21 protein-coding genes and 1 tRNA gene are annotated in these 21,618 nt (G+C 63.1%); 4 read left to right on the forward strand and 18 right to left on the reverse strand.

What is annotated here, in order from left to right; genetic code table 11:
* The 4 genes from V0R59_RS30195 to rluD all read right to left on the reverse strand — a co-directional run bounded on the left by V0R59_RS30195 (position 1) and on the right by rluD (position 4,760).
* Positions 1 to 76, reverse strand: a tRNA-Asn gene (locus tag V0R59_RS30195).
* A gap of 293 nt (positions 77 to 369) precedes the next feature.
* Positions 370 to 2,934: an ATP-dependent chaperone ClpB gene (clpB, locus tag V0R59_RS30200; protein ID WP_330078200.1), complete on the reverse strand. Its 2,565-nt coding sequence runs from the start codon at positions 2,932 to 2,934 to the stop codon at positions 370 to 372.
* A gap of 126 nt (positions 2,935 to 3,060) precedes the next feature.
* Positions 3,061 to 3,801, reverse strand: a complete 741-nt coding sequence (gene pgeF / locus V0R59_RS30205) for a peptidoglycan editing factor PgeF (protein WP_330078199.1) — start codon at positions 3,799 to 3,801, stop codon at positions 3,061 to 3,063.
* Positions 3,798 to 4,760: a 23S rRNA pseudouridine(1911/1915/1917) synthase RluD gene (gene rluD, locus V0R59_RS30210; protein WP_330078198.1), complete on the reverse strand. Its 963-nt coding sequence runs from the start codon at positions 4,758 to 4,760 to the stop codon at positions 3,798 to 3,800. The genes pgeF and rluD overlap by 4 nt, the downstream gene beginning before the upstream one ends.
* A 151-nt stretch (positions 4,761 to 4,911) precedes the next feature.
* Here rluD and V0R59_RS30215 point away from each other — a divergent pair, with 151 nt between their 5' ends.
* Both V0R59_RS30215 and V0R59_RS30220 read left to right on the forward strand, forming a co-directional pair.
* Positions 4,912 to 5,928 carry an outer membrane protein assembly factor BamD gene (locus V0R59_RS30215; RefSeq protein WP_330078197.1) on the forward strand — a complete coding sequence of 339 codons (1,017 nt, stop codon included), beginning with the start codon at positions 4,912 to 4,914 and terminating at the stop codon, positions 5,926 to 5,928.
* Between the two features lie 105 nt (positions 5,929 to 6,033).
* A complete protein-coding gene (locus V0R59_RS30220) occupies positions 6,034 to 6,267 on the forward strand; it encodes a PP0621 family protein (RefSeq protein WP_330078196.1) in 234 nt (77 codons plus the stop codon).
* 10 nt (positions 6,268 to 6,277) lie between these two features.
* Here V0R59_RS30220 and thiO read toward each other — a convergent pair whose 3' ends face one another.
* From thiO to pilV, 5 genes are read right to left on the reverse strand one after another with little or no spacing between them, the layout of a single operon-like run.
* Complete coding sequence (gene thiO, locus V0R59_RS30225; protein ID WP_330078195.1) at positions 6,278 to 7,381, reverse strand: glycine oxidase ThiO; 1,104 nt, start codon at positions 7,379 to 7,381, stop codon at positions 6,278 to 6,280.
* 29 nt (positions 7,382 to 7,410) lie between these two features.
* A complete protein-coding gene (locus tag V0R59_RS30230; protein ID WP_375547422.1) occupies positions 7,411 to 7,821 on the reverse strand; it encodes a type IV pilin protein in 411 nt (136 codons plus the stop codon).
* The gene (locus V0R59_RS30235; protein ID WP_330078194.1) at positions 7,821 to 8,279 is read right to left on the reverse strand and encodes a pilus assembly PilX family protein; all 459 of its coding nucleotides are present in this window, start codon (positions 8,277 to 8,279) and stop codon (positions 7,821 to 7,823) included. Before V0R59_RS30235 ends, V0R59_RS30230 begins: the two co-directional genes overlap by 1 nt.
* Positions 8,269 to 8,913, reverse strand: coding sequence for a PilW family protein (locus tag V0R59_RS30240; RefSeq protein WP_330078193.1), 645 nt, complete (start codon positions 8,911 to 8,913; stop codon positions 8,269 to 8,271). The genes V0R59_RS30235 and V0R59_RS30240 overlap by 11 nt, the downstream gene beginning before the upstream one ends.
* Positions 8,910 to 9,314: a type IV pilus modification protein PilV gene (pilV, locus tag V0R59_RS30245; RefSeq protein WP_408005263.1), complete on the reverse strand. Its 405-nt coding sequence runs from the start codon at positions 9,312 to 9,314 to the stop codon at positions 8,910 to 8,912. Before pilV ends, V0R59_RS30240 begins: the two co-directional genes overlap by 4 nt.
* A gap of 53 nt (positions 9,315 to 9,367) precedes the next feature.
* Between pilV and V0R59_RS30250 the strand changes: the two genes are divergently transcribed.
* The gene (locus tag V0R59_RS30250) at positions 9,368 to 9,874 is read left to right on the forward strand and encodes a GspH/FimT family pseudopilin (protein WP_330078192.1); all 507 of its coding nucleotides are present in this window, start codon (positions 9,368 to 9,370) and stop codon (positions 9,872 to 9,874) included.
* On the opposite strand, the gene ispH is transcribed toward V0R59_RS30250, so the two are convergent.
* The 6 genes from ispH to murJ form a co-directional block, all read right to left on the reverse strand.
* On the reverse strand, positions 9,867 to 10,814 hold the full coding sequence (ispH, locus tag V0R59_RS30255; RefSeq protein WP_330078191.1) for a 4-hydroxy-3-methylbut-2-enyl diphosphate reductase: 948 nt from the start codon (positions 10,812 to 10,814) through the stop codon (positions 9,867 to 9,869). The genes V0R59_RS30250 and ispH overlap by 8 nt on opposite strands.
* A 14-nt stretch (positions 10,815 to 10,828) precedes the next feature.
* Positions 10,829 to 11,266 carry an FKBP-type peptidyl-prolyl cis-trans isomerase gene (gene fkpB / locus V0R59_RS30260; protein WP_330078190.1) on the reverse strand — a complete coding sequence of 146 codons (438 nt, stop codon included), beginning with the start codon at positions 11,264 to 11,266 and terminating at the stop codon, positions 10,829 to 10,831.
* Positions 11,259 to 11,774, reverse strand: a complete 516-nt coding sequence (gene lspA, locus V0R59_RS30265) for a signal peptidase II (RefSeq protein ID WP_330078189.1) — start codon at positions 11,772 to 11,774, stop codon at positions 11,259 to 11,261. Before lspA ends, fkpB begins: the two co-directional genes overlap by 8 nt.
* Positions 11,767 to 14,598, reverse strand: a complete 2,832-nt coding sequence (ileS, locus tag V0R59_RS30270; RefSeq protein WP_330078188.1) for an isoleucine--tRNA ligase — start codon at positions 14,596 to 14,598, stop codon at positions 11,767 to 11,769. The genes lspA and ileS overlap by 8 nt, the downstream gene beginning before the upstream one ends.
* Positions 14,595 to 15,545: a bifunctional riboflavin kinase/FAD synthetase gene (gene ribF, locus V0R59_RS30275; protein ID WP_330078187.1), complete on the reverse strand. Its 951-nt coding sequence runs from the start codon at positions 15,543 to 15,545 to the stop codon at positions 14,595 to 14,597. The genes ileS and ribF overlap by 4 nt, the downstream gene beginning before the upstream one ends.
* Positions 15,546 to 15,663: 118 nt before the next feature.
* Positions 15,664 to 17,202, reverse strand: coding sequence for a murein biosynthesis integral membrane protein MurJ (gene murJ / locus V0R59_RS30280; protein ID WP_330078186.1), 1,539 nt, complete (start codon positions 17,200 to 17,202; stop codon positions 15,664 to 15,666).
* A 252-nt stretch (positions 17,203 to 17,454) separates the two neighbouring features.
* Here murJ and rpsT point away from each other — a divergent pair, with 252 nt between their 5' ends.
* Positions 17,455 to 17,727 (forward strand): 30S ribosomal protein S20, encoded by a 273-nt coding sequence (rpsT, locus tag V0R59_RS30285; protein ID WP_009403531.1) that lies wholly within the window; start codon positions 17,455 to 17,457, stop codon positions 17,725 to 17,727.
* Positions 17,728 to 17,846: 119 nt separating this feature from the next.
* Here rpsT and V0R59_RS30290 read toward each other — a convergent pair whose 3' ends face one another.
* From V0R59_RS30290 to V0R59_RS30300, 3 genes are read right to left on the reverse strand one after another with little or no spacing between them, the layout of a single operon-like run.
* Complete coding sequence (locus V0R59_RS30290) at positions 17,847 to 20,153, reverse strand: PqiB family protein (RefSeq protein ID WP_330078185.1); 2,307 nt, start codon at positions 20,151 to 20,153, stop codon at positions 17,847 to 17,849.
* Complete coding sequence (locus tag V0R59_RS30295) at positions 20,146 to 20,769, reverse strand: paraquat-inducible protein A (RefSeq protein WP_330078184.1); 624 nt, start codon at positions 20,767 to 20,769, stop codon at positions 20,146 to 20,148. Before V0R59_RS30295 ends, V0R59_RS30290 begins: the two co-directional genes overlap by 8 nt.
* Positions 20,756 to 21,415 carry a paraquat-inducible protein A gene (locus V0R59_RS30300; protein WP_330078183.1) on the reverse strand — a complete coding sequence of 220 codons (660 nt, stop codon included), beginning with the start codon at positions 21,413 to 21,415 and terminating at the stop codon, positions 20,756 to 20,758. The genes V0R59_RS30295 and V0R59_RS30300 overlap by 14 nt, the downstream gene beginning before the upstream one ends.
* Positions 21,416 to 21,618 lie beyond the last annotated feature (203 nt).

Below are 21,618 nucleotides of genomic sequence, written 5' to 3' on the forward strand. Positions count from 1 at the left end.
TGGCTCCGCGACCTGGACTCGAACCAGGGACCCAATGATTAACAGTCATTTGCTCTACCGACTGAGCTATCGCGGAACTATCAATTTCAGTACTGCAATCTCGAACGCTGTATCACTACCGCTTCGAACTCTTCGACCTTGTGCATCGCTGCGTTCATGTCTCTGAGGCGCGTCATTCTACAACCTTCAAAACCTTTGTCAACCCCCAATTTGCATTCAACTTACTGATTTGCAACTTGTTTTCAGATTTCCAAAATCTGCTGGAAAACCGGGATGACTTACAGCGGGGCGCACTTTACAAGCACTCGACAGAAAATGCAAAGAAAAAAAGGCCTCGAATGTCGAGGCCTTGATTCCATTGCGAAAAACTCAGGCGAACACGATCTCCTCGCCCTCCACTTTCGCCGTGATCGAGGTGCCCGGCAGGAAGCGGCCGGACAGGATCAGTTGCGCCAGCGGGTTCTCGATCCAGCGCTGGATCGCCCGTTTCAGCGGCCGTGCGCCGTAGACAGGGTCGTAACCGACGGCGATCAGCTTGTCGAGCGCTTCCGGGCTCAGTTCCAGGCTCAGCTCGCGCTCGGCCAGGCGGCTGCGCAGGCGGCCAAGCTGGATCTGCGTGATGCCGGCGATCTGCTCGCGACCCAACGGCTCGAACACCACCACTTCGTCGATCCGGTTGATGAATTCCGGCCGGAAGTGCGCACCCACGGCATCCATCACCGCCGCGCGCTGCGCTTCACGGTCGCCCACCAGGTCCTGGATCTGCGCCGAACCGAGGTTCGATGTCATGACGATCACGGTATTGCGGAAGTCCACGGTGCGGCCGTGGCTGTCAGTCAGACGGCCGTCTTCCAGCACCTGCAGCAGCACGTTGAATACATCCGGGTGGGCTTTCTCTACCTCGTCCAGCAGCACCACCGAGTACGGTTTGCGCCGCACGGCTTCGGTCAGGTAGCCGCCCTCTTCATAGCCAACATAGCCTGGCGGTGCACCGATCAGGCGTGCCACGGAGTGTTTCTCCATGAACTCGGACATGTCGATGCGCACCATGGCCTCCTCGGTATCGAAGAGGAACTCTGCCAGGGCCTTGCACAGCTCGGTCTTGCCGACGCCGGTGGGGCCCAGGAAAAGGAACGAGCCGCTCGGCCGGTTCGGGTCGGACAACCCGGCGCGGGAGCGCCGAACCGCGTTGGCCACGGCTACCACGGCTTCTTCCTGGCCGATCACCCGCTCATGCAGCAGGCTTTCCATCTTCAGCAGTTTTTCCCGCTCGCCTTCGAGCATCTTGGCCACCGGGATACCGGTCCACTTGGACACCACTTCGGCGATTTCTTCCTCGGTGACCTTGTTGCGCAGCAGCTGGTTTTCCGACTTGCCGTGCTGGTCGACCATCTGCAGGCTGCGCTCCAGATCCGGAATCACTCCGTACTGCAGTTCGGCCATGCGGCTGAGGTCGCCCTTGCGCCGGGCGGACTCCAGTTCCTGGCGCGCCTGCTCGATCTTCTGCTGGATCTGCGCCGAGCCCTGGACTTCGGCCTTCTCCGAGGTCCACACCTCTTCCAGGTCGGCATATTCACGCTCCAGCCGGGCAATTTCCTCGGTGAGCTTCTCCAGGCGCTTGATCGCCGCCTCGTCATCCTCTTTCTTCAGTGCCTGGGATTCCACCTTGAGCTGGATCAGGCGACGCTCCAGGCGGTCGAGCACTTCCGGCTTGGAGTCGATCTCCATGCGGATACGACTGGCGGCCTCGTCGATCAGGTCGATGGCCTTGTCCGGCAACTGGCGGTCGGTGATGTAGCGATGGCTGAGCTTGGCCGCAGCAATGATCGCACCGTCGGTGATCGCCACCTTGTGGTGCACCTCATAGCGCTCCTTCAGGCCACGGAGGATGGCAATGGTGTCTTCCTCGCTCGGTTCTTCCACCAGCACCTTCTGGAAACGCCGCTCCAGCGCCGCGTCCTTCTCGATGTACTGGCGGTATTCGTTCAGCGTGGTCGCACCGACGCAATGCAACTCGCCACGGGCCAGGGCCGGCTTGAGCATGTTGCCGGCGTCCATCGAGCCCTCACCCTTGCCGGCGCCGACCATGGTGTGCAGTTCGTCGATGAACAGGATGATCTGCCCTTCCTGTTTCGACAGTTCGTTGAGCAGCGCCTTCAGGCGCTCCTCGAATTCGCCACGGAACTTGGCGCCAGCGATCAGCGCGCCCATGTCCAGGGACAGCAGGCGCTTGCCTTTCAGTCCGTCTGGCACTTCGCCATTGATGATGCGCTGGGCCAGGCCTTCGGCGATGGCGGTCTTGCCGACGCCGGGCTCGCCGATCAGTACCGGGTTGTTCTTGGTGCGGCGCTGAAGAACCTGCACGGTGCGGCGGATCTCGTCGTCACGGCCAATCACCGGGTCGAGCTTGCCTTCCTCGGCGCGCTTGGTCAGGTCGATGGTGTACTTGTCCAGGGCCTGGCGCGATTCCTCGGCATTGGGGTCGTTCACCGCTTCGCCGCCGCGCAGGTTGCTGATAGCGTTTTCCAGGGCTTTCTTGGTTACGCCCTGGCCGAGCAGCAACTTGCCCAGCTTGCTGTTCTCGTCCATGGCGGCGAGCAGCACAAGCTCGCTGGAAATGAACTGGTCGCCCTTCTGCTGGGCCAGGCGGTCGGCCTGGTTGAGCAGGCGCGCGAGGTCCTGCGACATGTTGACGTCGCCGGTGGGGTTCTGGATTTTCGGCAGTTGGTCGAGTTCCTTGCCCAGCGCCGTGCGCAGGCTGGGAACGTCGAAGCCGACCTGCATCAGCAGCGGCTTGATCGAACCGCCCTGTTGATCGATTAGCGCCTGCAACAGGTGCGCAGGCTCGATGGCCGGATGATCCATGCCCACGGCCAGGGATTGGGAATCGGATAACGCCAGCTGCAACTTGCTGGTCAAACGGTCTATACGCATGAGTTACCTTCCTTTTAAAGGGCAGGCCGGAGCGATGGACACACCTGATGAAGAGAAGCCTGCCTGAGATACCACAATAGATGTGGATCATTCTGGAAGATTCAAGCGTAGACGGCTTGATTCAGGTCAGCGGGGTTCGAGCCAGATCAGCGAAGCGAAGCGGCCGGTGGTGGAAGCCCGGCGGTAGGAGAAGAAGCGCGGGTCGGTCACGGTGCAGTAGCCACCGCCGTAGACGGCCGTGACACCGCGCGCCGCCAGGCGGATGCGCGCCAGGGCATAGATGTCGGCAATGAACTTGCCCGGCTGCGCGCCTGGCACGAAGGCGGCATCGGCTTGCGGATGAACGGCAATGAAGGCGTCACGGACCTCGGCGCCGACCTCGAAGGCCTGCGGGCCGATGGCCGGGCCAAGCCAGACCAGCATGTCGGCCGGGTCGACCGCCAGGGTGTCCAGGGTCGACTCCAGCACGCCGCCCACCAGACCGCGCCAGCCAGCATGGGCAGCGGCGACACGGGTGCCAGCACGGTCGCAGAACAACGCAGGCAGGCAGTCGGCGGTCATCACCGTGCAGGCGATTCCGGGAGTGTCGGTCCAGCTGGCGTCGGCTTCAGCAATGACGCCGGGATCGGCATAGGCCACCGCCAGGCCGTGCACCTGCTTGAGCCATGCCGGCCGGGCAGCGCATTCGGCGGTAAGGCGCCGACGGTTCTCGGCCACCGCATCCGGCACATCGCCGACATGGTCACCGAGGTTGAAGGTGTCGTAGGGCGACTGGCTGACCCCGCCCGCCCGCGTTGTCACGCAGGCACGCACCCCGGCTGGCGCGGGCCAGTCCGGGATCAGCAGGCTGGGGGTCAGGTCGCTCATCCGATGAAGGCCTCGCGGTCCTGCTTGAGCAGCGACAGCAGCCAGACGAAATCATCCGGCAGCGGCGATTGCCACTTCATGCGCTCCCCGGTCACCGGGTGCTCCAGCTCCAGGAAGCGGGCGTGCAGGGCCTGGCGCGGGAAGGTCTTGACCGCCTCGACCATGGTCGCGCTGGCCGCTGGTGGAATGCGGAAACGACCACCATAGACCGGGTCGCCGACCAGCGGGAAGTTGACGTGGGCCATGTGCACGCGAATCTGGTGGGTACGCCCGGTTTCCAGCTTGACCCGCACGTGGGTGTGGGAGCGGAAGCGCTCCAGCACGCGATAATGGCTGACTGCCGGCTTGCCACCTTCGGTCACCGCCATGCGCTGGCGCTGGCCACCGTGACGACCGATCGGTGCGTCGATCTTGCCGCCTGCGGTGACAACACCGACCACGATGCACTCGTAGATTCGGCTGACGCTACGGCTCTGCAGCTGGGTCACCAGGCTGGTCTGCGCCTGCAGGGTCTTGGCCACCACCATCAGGCCGGTGGTGTCCTTGTCGAGGCGATGGACGATACCGGCACGCGGCACGTTGACGATGTCCGGCACATGGTGCAGCAGGGCATTGAGCAGGGTGCCATCGGCATGGCCCGCCGCCGGGTGGACCACCAGCCCGGCGGGCTTGTTGATCACCAGGATCTGGTCGTCCTCGTAGACGATGTCCAGCTCGATGTCCTGGGCGACCCACTCGCCCTGGGCTTCCTGCTCGGCTTCCAGCGCCAGCACGGCGCCGCCATGGACGATGTCACGCGGACGCATGACGTTGCCGTCCACGGTCAGTTGGCCTTCTTTGATCCAGGCGGAAAGGCGCGAGCGCGAGTGCTCGGCGAACAGTTGGGCGGCGACCTGGTCGAGGCGTTGACCGCCCAAATCGGACGGCACCTCTGCGCTAAGTTGAATGATCTCGGACATGCTCTGACAAGGCGACGGCACAGCCTTTGGTTTCGGCTGCGCGCTTGTGGTTAAATACGGCGTCTTTTGCCCCGGGTGTGCGCCACGGGGTGCTCATCATAACAGGACGGCCGTGCCCAAGACAGCGGCCGTCATAGGGACGCAAGCCGCCATGCAAGTGAAACACCTGCTGCTGATCGCCATCCTCGGACTCACCGCTGCTTGTTCTTCGAAGGAAGTCGTCGACGAAAACCTGAGCGAAGCCGAGCTGTACCAGCAGGCGCAGGCCGACCTGGACAACCACAGCTACACCAGCGCCACTTCCAAGCTGAAGGCCCTGGAATCGCGCTATCCGTTCGGTCGCTACGCCGACCAGGCGCAGCTGGAGCTGATCTACGCGAACTACAAGAACGCCGAGCCGGAGGCCGCCAAGTCCGCCGCCGAGCGTTTCATTCGCCTGCATCCCCAGCACCCGAACGTCGACTACGCCTACTACCTGAAGGGCCTGACCTCCTTCGACCAGGACCGCGGCCTGCTGGCGCGCTTCCTGCCGCTGGACATGACCAAGCGTGACCCGGGTGCCGCCCGCGACTCCTACAACGAGTTCGCCCAGCTGACCAGCCGCTTCCCGAACAGCCGTTATGCGCCGGACGCCAAGCAGCGCATGATCTACCTGCGCAACCTGCTGGCCTCCTACGAGATCCACGTCGCCGACTATTACCTGACCCGTCAGGCCTACGTCGCGGCAGCCAACCGTGGCCGCTACGTGGTGGAGAACTTCCAGGAAACCCCATCGGTTGGCGACGGCCTGGCGGTAATGACCGAGGCCTACCAGCGCATGCACCTGGACGACCTGGCCGTCACCAGCCTGGAAACCCTGAAGCTGAACTACCCGAACCACCCGAGCCTGGTCGATGGCCAGTTCGTGCCGCGCCAGGAAGAAGCCGACAACCGTGGCTGGCTGTCCAAGGCCACCCTGGGCCTGATCGATACCGCCACGCCGCTGCCGCCGGGCGAAACCCGCGCCAACCAGGACGTGATCAAGCAGTACGAAGATGCCAAGGAAGCCATTCCGGAAGAGCTGCTGCCGAAGGATGGCGACGCCGTGCAGGAAGAGAACCACGAAGCGGAAGGCAACAACAGCGACCGCTCCTGGTTCAGCTACATGACCTTCGGCGTGTTTGACTGATCGCAACGCAATACAAAAAAGGGAAGCTTGGGCTTCCCTTTTTTATTGGCCGCGCCTGGCGGCTCTTCTACACTGGCGCATCTTCGTCGAAATAAGCTGGACACCATGGTTCGCCTACTTTTCTGGATCGCCCTGATCGCCGCCGCGTTCTGGCTGTGGCGCAAGTTCAAGGCTGGCAATGCCGCCTCCTCCTCCAACACTCCCCAGGACACCACGCTGAAGATGGTGCGCTGCGCCCATTGCGGCGTGCACCTGCCCAACGACCGCGCCCTGCACCGTGGCAACGAGTGGTATTGCAGCACTGCGCACCTGGAACAGGGCCCCGGCGACAAGCGCTGAGGCCCTCGCCTCACAGGGCCTGCAGGCGTCCGGCCGGCGCGTAGGGCGCTGGATCGATGATCGGCGCACGACCGTTGATCAGGTCGGCGAACAGCTGGCAGGACGCTGGCGCCAGCACCAGGCCGTTACGGTAGTGCCCGCAGTTCAGCCACAATCCGTCGCAGCCCGGCACCCGGCCGATGTACGGTACGCCTTCTGGTGAACCCGGACGCAGTCCCGCCCAATGTCCGACCAGCTTGGCCTCGGCCAGAGCAGGCAGCAGATCGATCGCCGAAGCGCGCAGGCTGGCCAGGGCTTCGTCGGTCGGCGTCTTGTCGTAGCCGGCGTGCTCCAGGGTGCTGCCCACCAGAATATGCCCGTCACGACGCGGAATTGCATAGCGCCCCTTGGCCAGGACCATGCTCGGCAGGAAGTCCTCGGCGCACTTGAACAGGATCATCTGGCCCTTGACCGGCTCCACGGGCAACTCGAAGCCCAGCGGGCGCAGCAGGTCGCCGCTCCAGGCCCCCGCCGTCAGCACCACCTCATCCGCAGAGATCGCTCCGTCAATCGTCTGCACCCCGGCAATACGTTCTCCTTCGCGGAGGAAGCCGGTAATACCGCAGTGTTCCTTGAGCGTGACATTGGGCAAGGCCTGCAACGCGGCCTTGAGCGACTTCAGCAGACGCGGGTTGCGCACGTTGGCAACGCCGGCCATGTAAACCGCACTGCCGAACCCAGGCCCCAGAACAGGCACCGCAGCATAAGCCTCGGACACCGCCACCTTGCTCAGCGGCCGTCCTTCACGCTGCGCCCAGGCCAAGGCCTCGGCCTCATCATCCAGGTCCAGCCAGTACAGGCCGGTGACATGCACCTGCGGATCGATGCCGGTGCTGGCATGCAGTCGATCGCCCAATTGTGGATAGAAGTCCTGCGACCAATGCGCCAAGGCGGTCACCGCCGGGCTGTAGCGCCATGGATAGAGCGGCGAGACGATACCGCCACCGGCCCAGGACGACTCCCCACCCAGCTCGCCCTTGTCGCAGACGATCACCCGGTCGACTTCCGCGGCCAGGTTGAACGCCGTCAGCAGGCCAATCACCCCGCCACCCACAATCACTACTTGCTTGGTCATCTGTAGATCCAGTACCTGAATGAATGACTTCAACCGCCCCAGCAGGCATCGCCGGCCTCCGTGCTGCTGCCCGGATTGGCCCTGACGCCACGATGATCGAGTTCGAAGTCGCCGCAAGCATCGAAGGCCATCGAGCCGCCCGGGCGCCGGGTGGCGCTCAGCAGGTAGCTGTCGGCTTCGCGCCGGGCATGCAGGCTGTAATGGGCACTTCCGTCCGGCAAAGGGACGACCGCCGCGTCGGAATCGAGGTAGCGACCGGTCCGGGAATGGTGCTGCTCCAGGTGCTGCGCGCTTTCGTACAGGATCCCGGCTATTTCCGTGCGCGCGGCCTTGCGGACCATTTCGCTGTAGCTGGGGTAGGCAATGCCCGCCAGCATGCCGACCAGCGCGGCGACAATCAACACTTCGATCAGGCTCAGGCCGCTCTGCATGCGCTGCATCAAGATTCCCCCGGGAGTTGGCGCCAGAGGATGCGCTGGGCGGGACCATGCTCCGGTGAAAGCGGCCAGGCCACGACACTTTGCAAGACAACCCGAGCCTGGCGCTGCTCGGCGATGGCAGTGATGCGCAGCAGGGTGACCGTTTGTTTGTCCGGCATGCGGACGGCCTTGTCGGTCTGTCCGAGGTTTTCTATCTGGTAGCGTCCGGTGCCCAAAGGGTGCCAGCCGGGCGGCGTCATGCCAGGAAGACGGGCTTCGGCAGTACGCAGTACGTGCTCCGCGATTTCGAAGGCCTGCAACGAGGCCAGGAGATTGCTGGCCATGCGGGTTTGCTGGGTGGTGGCTTGCATGGCCAGCAGGCCGAGCACACCGAGCAGCACCAGCAGGACCATGCTCAGCACCAGCACGGCGCCGCATTGCCTCCTTCCACAGGGGCTGCGCTCTCCTTCAGTGATCATTGCGCCGTACCACCGTCAGTTCATAGGTCTGCGGCCGCACACGCTTCCCGGGTTCTTCCAGTGTAAGGCTGAGCATCACCCGATCATCATCCCGACGAACGTCGAGCCGGCCGACATTGTCGACCAGCACCGCATTGCTGCTCCCATTGCCGAGCTTCAGGCTGCTGCCTTCGAGACGATAAACATGCTGCCGGATGGGGACCGCGACCATGCCAGGGCCAGGACTTGCGCGCCCCTTGGCAATGACGGCCCTGGTCCGGCAATCGGTCACCAGCGTCCAGTCGGGCGCGCCTGCCAGCTCCCCCCACTCGGCGCTGATCAGGGTGAGGCTTTGCAGCCCGCCATCATTTGCCTGTTCAAGCGTGAACGGTTGCTCGAACAGCCGCGCGGTGGCGGCATCGGGAAAGCTCATCGCATCCTGGCGCAAGCAACCAAACATCCCCGCCATGCGGATATCTCCGGCCAGCCGGTGCAGTGCGAAGCGCGCATCCTCCTGCAATCGAGCTGCCGCCTCCTGCACTTTCCAACTCTGCAAGGCACTGATGAACACCCGGCTGCCGGCCAGCAACAGCAGCAAGCCCAGACTCATGGCAAGCAACACTTCGAGCAGGCTGAACCCCGCTGCCTGCCTCATCGTGGTACGCCCAGTTCGAGGGAGCGCTCCCCTCCCCCTCCACGCTTATCGATCCAACTCACCAATAAGCTGTTTCCTCGCACTACGCCACGCCCCGAAGGGCCGGCGAATGCCTCGATCTGCCGCTGGAGCTCAGCCTCATCCTGCCCTCCTACACCCCGGGTGGAACGCGCCCGCTCCTGCATGCCGTGAGCGATGAAGGCGGCCTGGCTGAGCATCCGCGCGCTATCGGTCCCTTGCGCGGAACGCAGTTGCAAACCTGCCGCCCCCAACAGCCCGACCGCCACCAATACCTGCGCGACCATCACCTCGATCAGGGTCACCCCTCGCTGCCGCATCCCTGCCATACCCGCCTCCTGCGAAGTTTCCCCGGCAAACTGCAAAACCGGCCGACTCGACATCCACCCAGCCGCCACTAGAACCTAAGCGAAGCACTTCCAGGGAGGAACGCACGATGAGGCAACAGGGAGTAACACTGATCCAGATGCTGCTCGCGGTAGGTCTGCTGGCCTTGCTGGCCCAGCTCGGCACCTCGTCCTACAGCAAGATGAGCCATGACCTGCAACAGCAGGCCACCGCCGAGAGCCTCGCCCAGGCCCTGCGCGCCGCACGCAGCGAGGCCTTGCTGCGTAACCGGGTGGTCAGGCTGCAAGCATTGCAGGGTGACTGGAGCAAGGGCTGGCAGGTGCTGCAAGAACAGGGCGATACGCCGTTGTTACGAGAGTATTCAGCGAGGGGCGGAGTCAGGGTGATCGGTAATCAACCGGTGGTACGCAGCGTGCGCTTCAGCGGCCTGGGTGTGCCGATCCGCGAAGGAGGCGCTTTCCAGGCCGGGACCCTGCTGGTGTGCGGGGCGCCCGGGCAGGAAAGGCTGTATCAGGTACGGCTGTCGCCCAGCGGCCGGGTCAGACTGCTCCTGGAGCAACCCGAGCAGCCGTTGTGCGACAGGGACATCAACTGACGGTACGGACGCGCAATTCCTTGGGCATCGAGAAGGTCACGTTCTCTTCGCGACCATCCAGCTCTTCCGCGCCACTGGCCCCCCAGTCGCGCAACTGCTGGATCACACCGCGCACGAGCACCTCGGGTGCCGAGGCACCGGCGGTGATGCCGATCCGCGCGACACCATCGAACCAGTCACGCTGCAGGTCTTCGGCACCGTCGATCAGGTAGGCCGGGGTGGACATGCGCTCCGCCAGCTCGCGCAGGCGGTTGGAGTTGGAGCTGTTCGGGCTGCCGACCACCAGCACCACGTCGCACTCTGCCGCCAGTTGCTTGACCGCGTCCTGGCGGTTCTGGGTGGCGTAGCAGATGTCATCCTTGCGCGGCCCGCCGATGCTCGGGAAGCGCGCACGGAGGGCATCGATGACACGACTGGTGTCGTCCATCGACAGGGTGGTCTGGGTGACGAAGGCCAGCTTCTCGGGGTTGCGCACCTGCAATCGGGCGACATCTTCCTCGTCTTCGACCAGGTAGATGGAGCCGCCATTGCTGTCGTCGTACTGGCCCATGGTGCCTTCGACTTCCGGGTGCCCGGCGTGGCCGATGAGGATGCATTCCTTGCCGTCGCGGCTGTAGCGCGCGACCTCGATATGCACCTTGGTCACCAGCGGACAGGTGGCGTCGAACACCTTCAGGCCGCGACCGGCCGCTTCCTGGCGCACGGCCTGGGAGACGCCGTGGGCGCTGAAGATGACGATGACGTCGTCCGGCACCTGGTCCAGTTCCTCGACAAAGATGGCGCCACGGGCGCGCAGGTCTTCGACGACGAACTTGTTATGCACCACTTCATGGCGGACGTAGATCGGCGGCCCGAAGACTTCCAGCGCGCGGTTGACGATTTCGATCGCCCGGTCCACGCCGGCACAGAAGCCACGGGGGTTGGCGAGTTTGATCTGCATGTGGGACTCCCGGCTCAGAGGGCCTTCACGTCGAGGATCTCCACCTCGAAGCTCAGGGTCTTGCCAGCCAGCGGGTGGTTGAAGTCGACGGTGACCTGGGCGTCGTCGAAGGCTTTCACCACGCCCGGCAGCTCGGCATTGGCCGCATCGTTGAAGATGACCAACAGGCCTTCGGACAGTTCCATGTCCTGGAACTGCGAGCGTGGCATGATCTGCACGTTCTGCGGGTTGGGCTGACCGAAGGCATTTTCCGGGGCGACAGTGACGTTGCGCTTGTCCCCGGCCTTGAAGCCGAAGATAGCCGCCTCGAAACCGGGCAGCAGGTTGCCATCGCCGACCTTGAACACCGCCGGAGCCTTGTCGAAGGTACTGTCGACGGTATCGCCATTTTCCAGGTGCAGCGCGAAGTGCAGGGTGACTTCGGTGTTCTGGCCGATACGGATGTCACTCATGGACAGGTTCTCCGGACTTTTTGCTCTTGAACATATCCAGCGCCAGCATCACCGCACCAACGGAAATGGCGCTGTCGGCCAGGTTGAAGGCCGGGAAGTACCAGCGGTTCTGCCAGTGGACGAGGATGAAGTCGATCACATGGCCCAGCACGATGCGGTCGTACAGGTTGCCCAGGGCGCCGCCGAGAACCAGGGCCAGCGCGATCGCCAGCCAGGTTTCGTTGCGACCCAGGCGCTTGAGCCAGACCACCAGCACCGCGCTGACCACCACGGCGATCAGGGCGAACAGCCAGCGTTGCCAGCCGGAGCTGTCGGCCAGGAAGCTGAACGCGGCACCGGTGTTGTAGGCCAGGGTCCAGCTGAAGTAGTCGGGAATGACCACGATCTGCTGGTACAGGCTCAGCGAACCTTCGAAGTGGAACTTGCTGGCCTGGTCAAGGACCAGGACCAGCACGCTCAGCCACAGCCAGGCAAGGCGTCCGAAACGCCCCGCAGCGACGTTAGGCATAGTGACGCACCTCACCGTTGCCACTGATGTTGTCGACGCAGCGACCACAGATTTCAGGGTGTTCCGGGTTGACCCCGACATCAGCGCGGAAGTGCCAGCAACGGCCGCATTTGGCGTGACCGGACTTGACCACTTTCAACTTGAGACCGGCCACTTCGGTGACCACGGCATCGGCCGGCGCTTCGACGAACGGCGCGACGCTGGCAGCGGAGGTGATCAGCACAAAGCGCAGTTCGTTGCCCAGCTTGGTCAGGTCGTTGCCCAGGGACTCGTCGGCGAACAGCGTCACTTCGGCCTGCAGGTTGCCACCGATGGCCTTGGCCGAACGCTGGTTCTCCAGTTCCTTGTTGACCGCAGTCTTCACCGCCATCACCCGATCCCAGTAGGCACGGTCCAGCTCGGTGCCTTCCGGCAGTTCGCTCAGGCCCTGGTACCAGGTGTTGAGCATCACCGACTCGTTGCGCTCGCCTGGCAGGTACTGCCACAGCTCGTCCGCGGTGAACGACAGGATCGGCGCGATCCAGCGCACCAGCGCCTCGGCGATGTGGTACAGCGCGGTCTGGCAGGAGCGCCGTGCGACGCTGTTGGCGCCGGTGGTGTATTGGCGGTCCTTGATGATGTCGAGATAGAAGCCACCCAGCTCCTGCACGCAGAAGTTGTGGATCTTCGAGTAGACGTTCCAGAAGCGGTATTCGCCGTAGTGCTCTTCCAGCTCGCGCTGCAGCAGCAGGGTACGGTCGACGGCCCAGCGGTCCAGGGCCAGCATGTCATCGGCCGGCAGCAGATCGCGGGTCGGGTCGAAGCCGGACAGGTTGGACAGCAGGAAGCGTGCGGTATTACGGATGCGGCGATAGGCATCGGCGCTACGCTGGAGAATCTGCTCGGAAACCGCCATCTCGCCGGAGTAGTCGGTGGCGGACACCCACAGACGCAGGATGTCGGCACCCAGGGTATCGTTGACCTTCTGCGGCTCGATGGTGTTGCCCAGCGACTTGGACATCTTGCGGCCGTTTTCGTCGACGGTGAAACCGTGGGTCAGCAGCTCGCGGTACGGCGCGTGGTTGTCGATGGCGCAGCCGGTCAGCAGCGACGAGTGGAACCAGCCGCGGTGCTGGTCGGAACCTTCCAGGTACAGGTCGGCGCGCGGGCCGGTCTCATGGCCGATGTTGTGCGAGCCACGCAGCACGTGCCAGTGGGTGGTGCCGGAGTCGAACCAGACGTCGAGGGTATCGGCGATCTTGTCGTACTGCGCGGCCTCGTCACCGAGCAGCTCGGCGGCGTCCATCTTGAACCAGGCTTCGATGCCTTGCTGTTCGACGCGCTTGGCCACTTCTTCCATCAGTTCGACGGTACGCGGGTGCAGTTCGCCGGTCTGCTTGTGCAGGAAGAACGGAATCGGTACGCCCCAGTTGCGCTGGCGCGAGATGCACCAGTCAGGACGGTTGGCGATCATCGAGTGCAGGCGCGCCTGGCCCCAGGCCGGGACGAACTTGGTTTCCTCGATGGCTTTCAGTGCACGCTCGCGCAGGGTGTCGCCATTGTCCGGCTGCTTGTCCATGCCGACGAACCACTGCGCGGTAGCGCGGTAGATCAGCGGGGTCTTGTGACGCCAGCAGTGCATGTAGCTGTGGCTGATGGTCTCGGTGAACATCAGCGCGCCGACTTCGGTCAGCTTCTCGACGATGTGCGGGTTGGCCTTCCAGATGAACTGGCCACCGAAGAACTCCAGCGAATCGACGTAGACGCCGTTGCTCTGCACCGGGGTCAGGATGTCGTCGTTGACCATGCCGTAGCGCTTGCAGGTGACGAAGTCGTCCTCACCGTAGGCCGGCGCGGAGTGGACCACGCCGGTACCGGCGCCCAGCTCGACGTAGTCGGCCAGGTACACCGGCGACAGGCGGTCGTACAGCGGGTGACGGAAGTTGATCAGTTCTAGGGCCGAGCCTGGTGCGGTAGCGATCACCGAGCCTTCCAGCGAGAAGCGCTTCAGGCAGGATTCGACCAGTTCCTCGGCCAGGACCAGCAGCTTGTCGCCGACGTCGACCAGGGCGTAGGTGAACTCCGGATGGATGTTCAGCGCCTGGTTGGCCGGGATGGTCCAGGGGGTGGTGGTCCAGATCACGATGGAGGCTGGCTTGGCCAGGCTGGCCAGGCCGAAGGCGGCGGACAGCTTGGCTTCGTCGGCGACCGGGAAGGCGACGTCGATGGCCTGGGACTTCTTGTCGGCGTACTCGACTTCGGCCTCGGCCAGTGCCGAGCCGCAATCGAAGCACCAGTTCACCGGCTTCAGGCCCTTGAACACGAAGCCATGCTTGACCATCTCGGCCAGGGCGCGGATTTCGCCGGCCTCGTTGGGAAAGCTCATGGTCTTGTACGGGTTGTCCCAGTCACCCAGCACGCCGAGGCGGATGAACTCGGCCTTCTGCCCTTCGATCTGCTCGGCGGCGTAGGCGCGGCACAGCTCGCGGGTCTTGTCCGCGGTCAGGTTCTTGCCGTGGGTCACCTCGACCTTGTGCTCGATCGGCAGGCCGTGGCAGTCCCAGCCCGGGACATACGGCGCGTCGAAACCGGACAGGGTCTTGGAGCGGATGATCATGTCCTTGAGGATCTTGTTGAGCGCATGACCGATATGGATCTTGCCGTTGGCATAGGGCGGGCCGTCGTGCAGGACGAACTTCGGACGATCCTTGCCAATTTCGCGCAGCTTCTGGTACAGGCCAATACTGTCCCAGCGCTGCAGGATCTGCGGTTCGCGCTGTGGCAGGCCGGCCTTCATCGGGAAGGCGGTGTCCGGAAGGTTTAGCGTGGCTTTATAGTCGGTCATTTCAGGCTCTTCGTTAGCGGTTGAGCGTGCCAATGGGCACGTGCGGCGGCGATATCCGCATCGATCGCCGACTTGAGCGCCTCCAGGGAGGCGAAGCGCTGCTCGTCGCGCAGCTTGTGGTGGAATTCCACCGTCAGGCGCCGGCCATAGAGATCACCGGCGAAATCCAGCAAATGCACTTCCAGGTGAGCGCTGCCGTCGCCGGCAACGGTCGGGCGCACGCCGATGTTGGCGACTCCCGGCCACTCCTTGCCATCGATCTCGACGCTGACCAGGTAGACCCCGCTCAGCGGCACGCGGCGGCGCTTGAGTTGTACGTTGGCGGTCGGCGTACCCAGTTGCCGGGCCAGCTTCTGGCCATGCAGGACTCGTCCGCGGATGCGGAACGGACGCCCCAGCAGGCGTTCGGCCAGGGGGAAGTCCGCTGCGGCCAGGGCGTCGCGGACCTGGGTGCTGCTGACCCGCAGGCCATCCAGCTCGACGGTCTGCGCCGCTTCCACGGTGAAGCCGTGGCGCTGGCCGGCGTCCTGCAGGAAGGCGAAGTCGCCCAGGCGGTCGCAGCCGAAGCGGAAGTCGTCGCCGACTTCGAGGTGCTTCACGCCGAGGCCGTCGACCAGGATGGCCTCGACGAATTCGTCGGCACTGAGCTTGCTCAGGCGCTGGTTGAACGCCAGGCAAAGAACCCGGTCGACGCCTTCGGCGGCCAGCAGGGCGACCTTGTCGCGCAGGCGGGCGAGACGCGCCGGGGCGGTTTCGGGGGCAAAGTACTCACGCGGCTGTGGTTCGAAAATCACCACGCAGCTGGGTACGCCCAGCTCCGCCGCTCGCTCACGCAGACGCGCCAGGATGGCCTGGTGACCGCGGTGAACTCCGTCGAAGTTGCCGATAGTAGCAACGCAGCCCCGATGCCGGGGGCGAAGGTTTTGAAGGCCTCGAACCAGCTGCATAACGCGCTTCTTGCTCATAAAGTGGTCGATTATAACCACACCCGGGCGCTGACGACAGGCAGCAGCGCGATGCCGGGACGTCGATTGTGCAAAACCGACGCCCGGCCCGCGCCGTCCGTCAGTGCAGCGCCTTGCGGGCGAAGTCCCGGGGGCGGAAGCCGAACAGGAACAGGCTGCCGAAATAGGTCACCACGCCAGCGCCGATCAGGGCGCCGAGGCGCAGGAAACGCATCAGCATCTGCCCGTCTTCCCATGGCGGCATGAAATGCATGCCGACCAGCAGCACGGCAGACATCAGCAGTACCGCGATCACCAGCTTGAACAGGAAGCCGGTCCAGCCCGGTTGCGGCTCGAACAGGCGCTGCTGGCGCAGCTTCCAGTACAGCAGGCCGGCATTGAGGCAGGCACCGACGCTGATCGCCAGGGCCAGCCCGGCATGCTGCAGCGGGCCGATGAAGACCAGGTTGAGCAACTGCGTCGATATCAAGGTGAAAATCGCGATCTTCACCGGCGTGCGGATGTTCTGCTGGGCATAGAAGCCCGGCGCCAGGACCTTGATCATGATGATGCCGAGCAGGCCCACCGAATAGGCGATCAACGCACGCTGGGTCATCTGCGCGTCGAAGGCGCTGAACTTGCCGTACTGGAACAGGGCCACGGTCAGTGGCTCGGAGAGGATTGCCAGGGCCAGGGAGCACGGCAGCACCAGGAGGAAGCACAAGCGCAGGCCCCAGTCGAGGATCTGCGAGTATTGCTGACGGTCCTTGTTGGCGTAGGTCTTGGCCAGGGTCGGCAGGAGGATGGTACCCAGCGCGACGCCCAGCACGCCCGAGGGCAGTTCCATCAGGCGGTCGGCGTAGTACATCCACGACACGGAACCTGCGACCAGGAAGGAGGCGAAGATGGTGTTGATGATCAGCGAGATCTGGCTGACCGAGACCCCGAGGATCGCCGGCAGCATCTGTTTCAGCACACGCCAGACGCCGGTATCGCGCAGGTTGAGCCGAGGCAGCACGAGCATGCCGATCTTCTTCAGGTGCGGCAGCTGGTAGACAAGCTGCAACAGGCCACCAGCCAGCACCGCCCAACCCAGGGCCATCACCGGCGGGTCGAAGTACGGCGTGAGGAACAGCGCGAAGAAGATCATCGCGACGTTGAGCAGGGTTGGCACGAAGGCCGGGACCGAGAAGCGGTTCCAGGTATTGAGGATGGCGCCGGCCAGGGACGACAGCGAGATCAGCAATATATAAGGAAAGGTCACCCGCAGCAGGTCGGTGGTGAGCTGGAATTTCTCCGCGCTGTCGACGAAGCCCGGTGCGGTGGCCCAGACGATCCAGGGCGCGGCCAGGATGCCCACCGCTGTGACCAGGGCCAGGACCAGGGTCAGCAAACCCGAGACGTAGGCAATGAAGGTACGGGCGGCCTCCTCGCCCTGCTGGGTCTTGTACTCGGCGAGGATCGGCACGAATGCCTGGGAAAACGCGCCCTCGGCGAAGATCCGCCGTAGCAGGTTGGGCAGCTTGAAGGCGATGAAGAAGGCGTCGGTGGCCACGCCGGCACCGAAGATGCGCGCCAGGATGGTGTCGCGGGCGAAGCCCAGCACCCGCGAGACCATGGTGATGGAGCTGACCGCAGCCAGGGATTTGAGGAGATTCATCGAAAGTTTTTCACGCCGTTTGATGAAGTGCAGGCCGAATGTCATTCGGATATGCAATAATGCGCGCCGCGCAAAACAGGCAGCGCAAAAGCTCCCGAGTTTACAGGTCGTGCACCAGAAGGGAATCATCCCGATGGAGAGATTGACCACTGGGCGGAACCCCGTCCATGGCCTTGACAACCGGTCAACTCATCGGCATGATTCGCGGCCTATTTTGTTTGCTATTTACCAAGTCTTTCGAGGAGCTCGACGGTGGCCAACTCACCTTCCGCCAAAAAACGTGCAAAACAGGCTGAGAAGCGTCGCAGCCACAACGCCAGCCTGCGTTCCATGGTCCGCACCTACATCAAGAATGTAGTCAAGGCCATCGACGCAAAAGACGCCGAAAAAGCGCAAGCTGCTTACATCCTGGCTGTACCTGTAATCGACCGCATGGCCGACAAGGGTATCATCCACAAGAACAAGGCTGCTCGCCATAAAGGCCGTCTGAATGGCCACATCAAGGCGCTGAAAGCTGCTGCCTAAGCGACAAGCTTGTTAAAGAACCGACCCTAGGGTCGGTTTTTTATTGCCTGCGATTCCTTGCAGGCTGACATCTGCATCAAGAAAGAAGGCCCGGATGACTGCTCATCCAGGCCTTCTTCTTACTTACCGATCGGAATCTTCGGTGCCCATTGCAGCCAGTCTTCCTCGGCCTTGTCGAACAGGGCGAAGGTCTGTTGCGGCAGCGCCGGCTTGCCCATCTGCTCGCCCTCCGGGGTCGCGAAGGCGATACCGCCCTGGATCAGGGTTTCCAGGGACTCGGTGCGAATGGTTGCTCCCTTGATCAAGCCGAACTCGAAGCCGAAGCCACTGGTGTTCCAGAAGCGGCTACCGCCCCGTACCAATGCCGCATAACGCGGCTCGATCAGAATATGGATCAGCACGCGGTCGGCCGTCTGCCCCAGCTCGAAGCCGGTGACCTTGCCCACCGGGATCTCGCGGTAAGTCACCGGAACGCCCGCCTTGATCGAGCCCCGGCGCGACGCACTCAAGGTCAGGGCCAGGCCTTGTGGCGGCCCGATGACCTCCGGAGCCTCGGGCAATGCGGTGAAATCGCGCTGCGGCCCTTTGTTGATCGCAGCGGGCTGCACCTCCAGGTATTGACCGGTGATCAGCGTGCCAAGGTTCTCGGTCTTGACGATACCCAGCGCCGGCTTGACCACCCAGAACTGCGTACCGACCCGGGCGATGCGCTCCGGCACCTCGGTAATCCGCGCCTTGAGCAGCACGGATTGCAGGTCGGCACTCAGGTCGACGCCTTCCACCTTGCCAACATCCAGGCCCCTGAAGCGAATCGGGGTGCCGACCTTCAGACCGTCGGCGTCGTCCACCTTGATGGTGATGGGAACCCCGGAGAGGTTGGCCGCTTCCTGGCTTTCATGTAGGCGGAACGTAGGAATGCGTCGCTTGAGCGGTACGTTCGGCGTCGGCGTATCGAATGAAATACCACCCGCCATCAGGCTCTGCAGAGACTCGCTCTTGATCTGGATACCCGACAGGCCACCGGTCAAGGTGATACCACTGGCATTCCAGAAGCGCGTCGATCCGTTGACCAGGCTCGCGTACTCCGGCTCGATATGCACCCCGATCAGCAAGCGCTTCTGGTGCTTGCGGGAAAACTGATAGCTCTGCACGGTACCGACCTTCACCTGGCGGTAGAGGATCGGGCTGCCCACTTCCAGCGAGCCAAGATTTTCACTGAAGAGCACCAGGTGCAGGCCCGGCGCCTTCAGGTCGAGCGGTGGCGCCTTGGCCCTGGCTTCGAACTCGCGCTGCGGTGCAGCCCCCTTGTCACCCGGGCGCACGGCAATGTAGTTACCTTTGACCAAAGCCTCCAGACCGGTGATGCCCGCCAGGGAGATCGATGGCTTGACCACCCAGAACTGGGTGCCCTGCACCAGGTAGTCTTCCGCCAACGGGTCCAGGGTCAGTTCCGCCATGGCGCTGTTCAGGTCGGACTCGACCTTCAGCGCCTTCAAGCTACCGACCTGGATCCCCTTGTACATGACTGGCGTGCGGCCGGCCTGCAGGCCCTCGAAGTCGCTCAGCTTGACCTTGACCCGGATACCGGCCTGGGCAGCGTCGAAGTCCTCGTACAGGCGGAACGGCAGACTCGGGTCTGTAGGCGGGCTGTCCTTGCGGTGCTCCGGCGTGGCGAAAGCGATACCGCCGGCGACGATACTGGCAAGCGACTCGCTGCGAATCTTCACACCGGACAGACTGGCATCGACACTGACGCCGCTGGCGTTCCAGAAACGCGTGTGCTTGCGCACCAGGGAGGCATAGGCAGGCTCGATGAAGACCTTGATCTCCACATTGCCTTGGTCCTCGGCCAGGCGATAGCTCTTCACCCGGCCGACCTGGATCTGCTTGTAGAACACCGGGCTGTCGCGGTTCAGGGAGCCCAGCCGGTCGGCCTTGAGCGTCAGGTGCAGGCCTGGCTCGCTATCGGATAGGGGGGGCGCTTCCGGCAAGGCGACGAAACGCTTCGTCAGTTCGCCCTCCCCGGGACTGACCGCAATGTAGTTGCCGGAAACCAGGGTTTCCAGGCCGGTGATGCCGGCCAGGGTGACGCTCGGCTTTACCAGCCAGAAGCGAGTACCTTTGCGTAGATGCGGCTCCGCAGCAGCATTCATCTCGATGGTGGCGATGACGCCAGTGTTGCTGCCCTCGGCATCCAGCACCAGGCTCTTGACCTTGCCCACCGGCATGCCCTTGTAGACCACCTCGGTCTTGTTGGCGACGATGCCCTCGCCACTCTGGAAGCGCACCTCGATGTTTACACCGGACTCTCGATAGGCCTGCCAGCCAAGCCAGCCGCCGATCACCAAGGCAATAAGAGGCAGAATCCAGATGGCCGACCAGTTCGAGGCTGGGCGGGTTCTAGCCGTAGGCAAATCATCACTCATGGTCGTCGTCCGACTCCGTGTTATCCCAGATCAGTCGGGGATCGAAAGTTACTGCAGCAAGCATCGTCAGAATCACCACGCTGGCAAAGGCCACGGCCCCCAGGTTGGCTTCGACACTGGCGATGCGCCCGAAATTCACCACCGCCACGAGAATGGCGATGACGAAGATATCCAGCATCGACCAGCGCCCGATGAACTCGATGAAGCGGTACATCAGGATACGTTGGCGGGCGGACAGAGGCTGATGACGCTGCACCGAGTAGAGCAGCAGGGCGATGCCGACCAGCTTGAAGGTCGGCACCAGGATACTGGCGATGAATACCACTGCGGCGATGGGCAACATGCCGTGCTTCATCAGGGTAATGACCCCGGACATGATGGTATCCGGGCTGCCTTGGCCAAGGGTACTTACGGTCATGATCGGCAGCAGGTTGGCCGGGATATAAAGGATGGCTGCGGTGATCAGCAGTGCCCAGGTACGAACCAGGCTGTTCGGCCGCCGCTCATGCACGATGGCACCGCAGCGGGTGCAGGTTTGCGAGCTGGTACCGGGCTCCTTGCGGTTGAGCTCATGACATTCGCAACAAATGAGGATTCCAGCATCAATCGCCCGCATGCAGGTCTTCTCCCGACAACGCCACCCAGACCTGGTGGGGCGACATCACCACTTCCAGCCATACCTGGACCAACAAAAGACTGATAAAGCAGAACAGGCCCAGGCCAAGACTCAGCTCGGCCAGATCCACCAGCTTGACGATAGCCACCAGTACGCCCATGAAATAAACCTCGAGCATGCCCCAGTCGCGCAGGTGGTGATAAATGCGGTAGAGCAGCAATCCGTAGCTTCTTCCGAGATTCCAGCGGATGCTCAACAACACGGCCAACTGACACAGCAATTTGAGCAGCGGAATCGCCATGCTGCAAAGAAACACCACCACGGCGATGCCGCGCATGCCGGAGTCATACAGGCCGAGCACACCACTCCACACCGTATCGTCCGAGCTTTGCCCCAGAAGATGCAGTTGCATGATGGGCAGGAAATTGGCCGGGACATAGAGCATCAGGGCAGCCAGGACCAAGGCCAGGCTGCGTTCCACGACGTTGTGCCGGTGGGCGTAAAGCTCATAACCACAACGCGGACAATGAGCCTTTTCATCGCGCTTGAGCACGGGCTTGCGCATCAGCAGGTCGCATTCGTGGCATGCCACCAACTCAGCCAACGGCAAGTTCTCAAGAGGCCGGGAATCGGCTGAATCGGACATAGGAAAATTCTGAATGACGGCGACGGCTCTATTCTAGTGCCCTTGCCTTGACTTGTGGGACCACGTCCAAGAGTAGCTCCAACACGAGAATTGTATCGAGCAAAAACAAAACCCCTACCTGCGTACGCAGATAGGGGTTTCGGAATTTAATCTTGACGATGACCTACTCTCACATGGAGAAGCTCCACACTACCATCGGCGAT

It is taken from the genome of Pseudomonas ulcerans (assembly GCF_036324125.1).
Lineage (GTDB): Bacteria > Pseudomonadota > Gammaproteobacteria > Pseudomonadales > Pseudomonadaceae > Aquipseudomonas > Aquipseudomonas ulcerans.

Bases quoted from the DNA above. Each gene is read 5' to 3' on its own strand.
- V0R59_RS30295 (WP_330078184.1), bottom strand. From the start codon at position 20,769: ATGCGGGCGATTGATGCTGGAATCCTCATTTGTTGCGAATGTCATGAG.
- V0R59_RS30300 (WP_330078183.1), bottom strand. From the start codon at position 21,415: ATGTCCGATTCAGCCGATTCCCGGCCTCTTGAGAACTTGCCGTTGGCT.
- lspA (WP_330078189.1), bottom strand. From the start codon at position 11,774: ATGCCTAACGTCGCTGCGGGGCGTTTCGGACGCCTTGCCTGGCTGTGG.
- V0R59_RS30220 (WP_330078196.1), top strand. From the start codon at position 6,034: ATGGTTCGCCTACTTTTCTGGATCGCCCTGATCGCCGCCGCGTTCTGG.
- ispH (WP_330078191.1), bottom strand. From the start codon at position 10,814: ATGCAGATCAAACTCGCCAACCCCCGTGGCTTCTGTGCCGGCGTGGAC.
- V0R59_RS30290 (WP_330078185.1), bottom strand. From the start codon at position 20,153: ATGAGTGATGATTTGCCTACGGCTAGAACCCGCCCAGCCTCGAACTGG.
- pilV (WP_408005263.1), bottom strand. From the start codon at position 9,314: ATGTCGAGTCGGCCGGTTTTGCAGTTTGCCGGGGAAACTTCGCAGGAG.
- pgeF (WP_330078199.1), bottom strand. From the start codon at position 3,801: ATGAGCGACCTGACCCCCAGCCTGCTGATCCCGGACTGGCCCGCGCCA.
- V0R59_RS30240 (WP_330078193.1), bottom strand. From the start codon at position 8,913: ATGAGGCAGGCAGCGGGGTTCAGCCTGCTCGAAGTGTTGCTTGCCATG.
- thiO (WP_330078195.1), bottom strand. From the start codon at position 7,381: ATGACCAAGCAAGTAGTGATTGTGGGTGGCGGGGTGATTGGCCTGCTG.
- rluD (WP_330078198.1), bottom strand. From the start codon at position 4,760: ATGTCCGAGATCATTCAACTTAGCGCAGAGGTGCCGTCCGATTTGGGC.
- ileS (WP_330078188.1), bottom strand. From the start codon at position 14,598: ATGACCGACTATAAAGCCACGCTAAACCTTCCGGACACCGCCTTCCCG.
- clpB (WP_330078200.1), bottom strand. From the start codon at position 2,934: ATGCGTATAGACCGTTTGACCAGCAAGTTGCAGCTGGCGTTATCCGAT.
- fkpB (WP_330078190.1), bottom strand. From the start codon at position 11,266: ATGAGTGACATCCGTATCGGCCAGAACACCGAAGTCACCCTGCACTTC.
- V0R59_RS30250 (WP_330078192.1), top strand. From the start codon at position 9,368: ATGAGGCAACAGGGAGTAACACTGATCCAGATGCTGCTCGCGGTAGGT.
- V0R59_RS30235 (WP_330078194.1), bottom strand. From the start codon at position 8,279: ATGATCACTGAAGGAGAGCGCAGCCCCTGTGGAAGGAGGCAATGCGGC.
- ribF (WP_330078187.1), bottom strand. From the start codon at position 15,545: ATGCAGCTGGTTCGAGGCCTTCAAAACCTTCGCCCCCGGCATCGGGGC.
- V0R59_RS30230 (WP_375547422.1), bottom strand. From the start codon at position 7,821: ATGCAGCGCATGCAGAGCGGCCTGAGCCTGATCGAAGTGTTGATTGTC.
- murJ (WP_330078186.1), bottom strand. From the start codon at position 17,202: ATGAATCTCCTCAAATCCCTGGCTGCGGTCAGCTCCATCACCATGGTC.
- V0R59_RS30215 (WP_330078197.1), top strand. From the start codon at position 4,912: ATGCAAGTGAAACACCTGCTGCTGATCGCCATCCTCGGACTCACCGCT.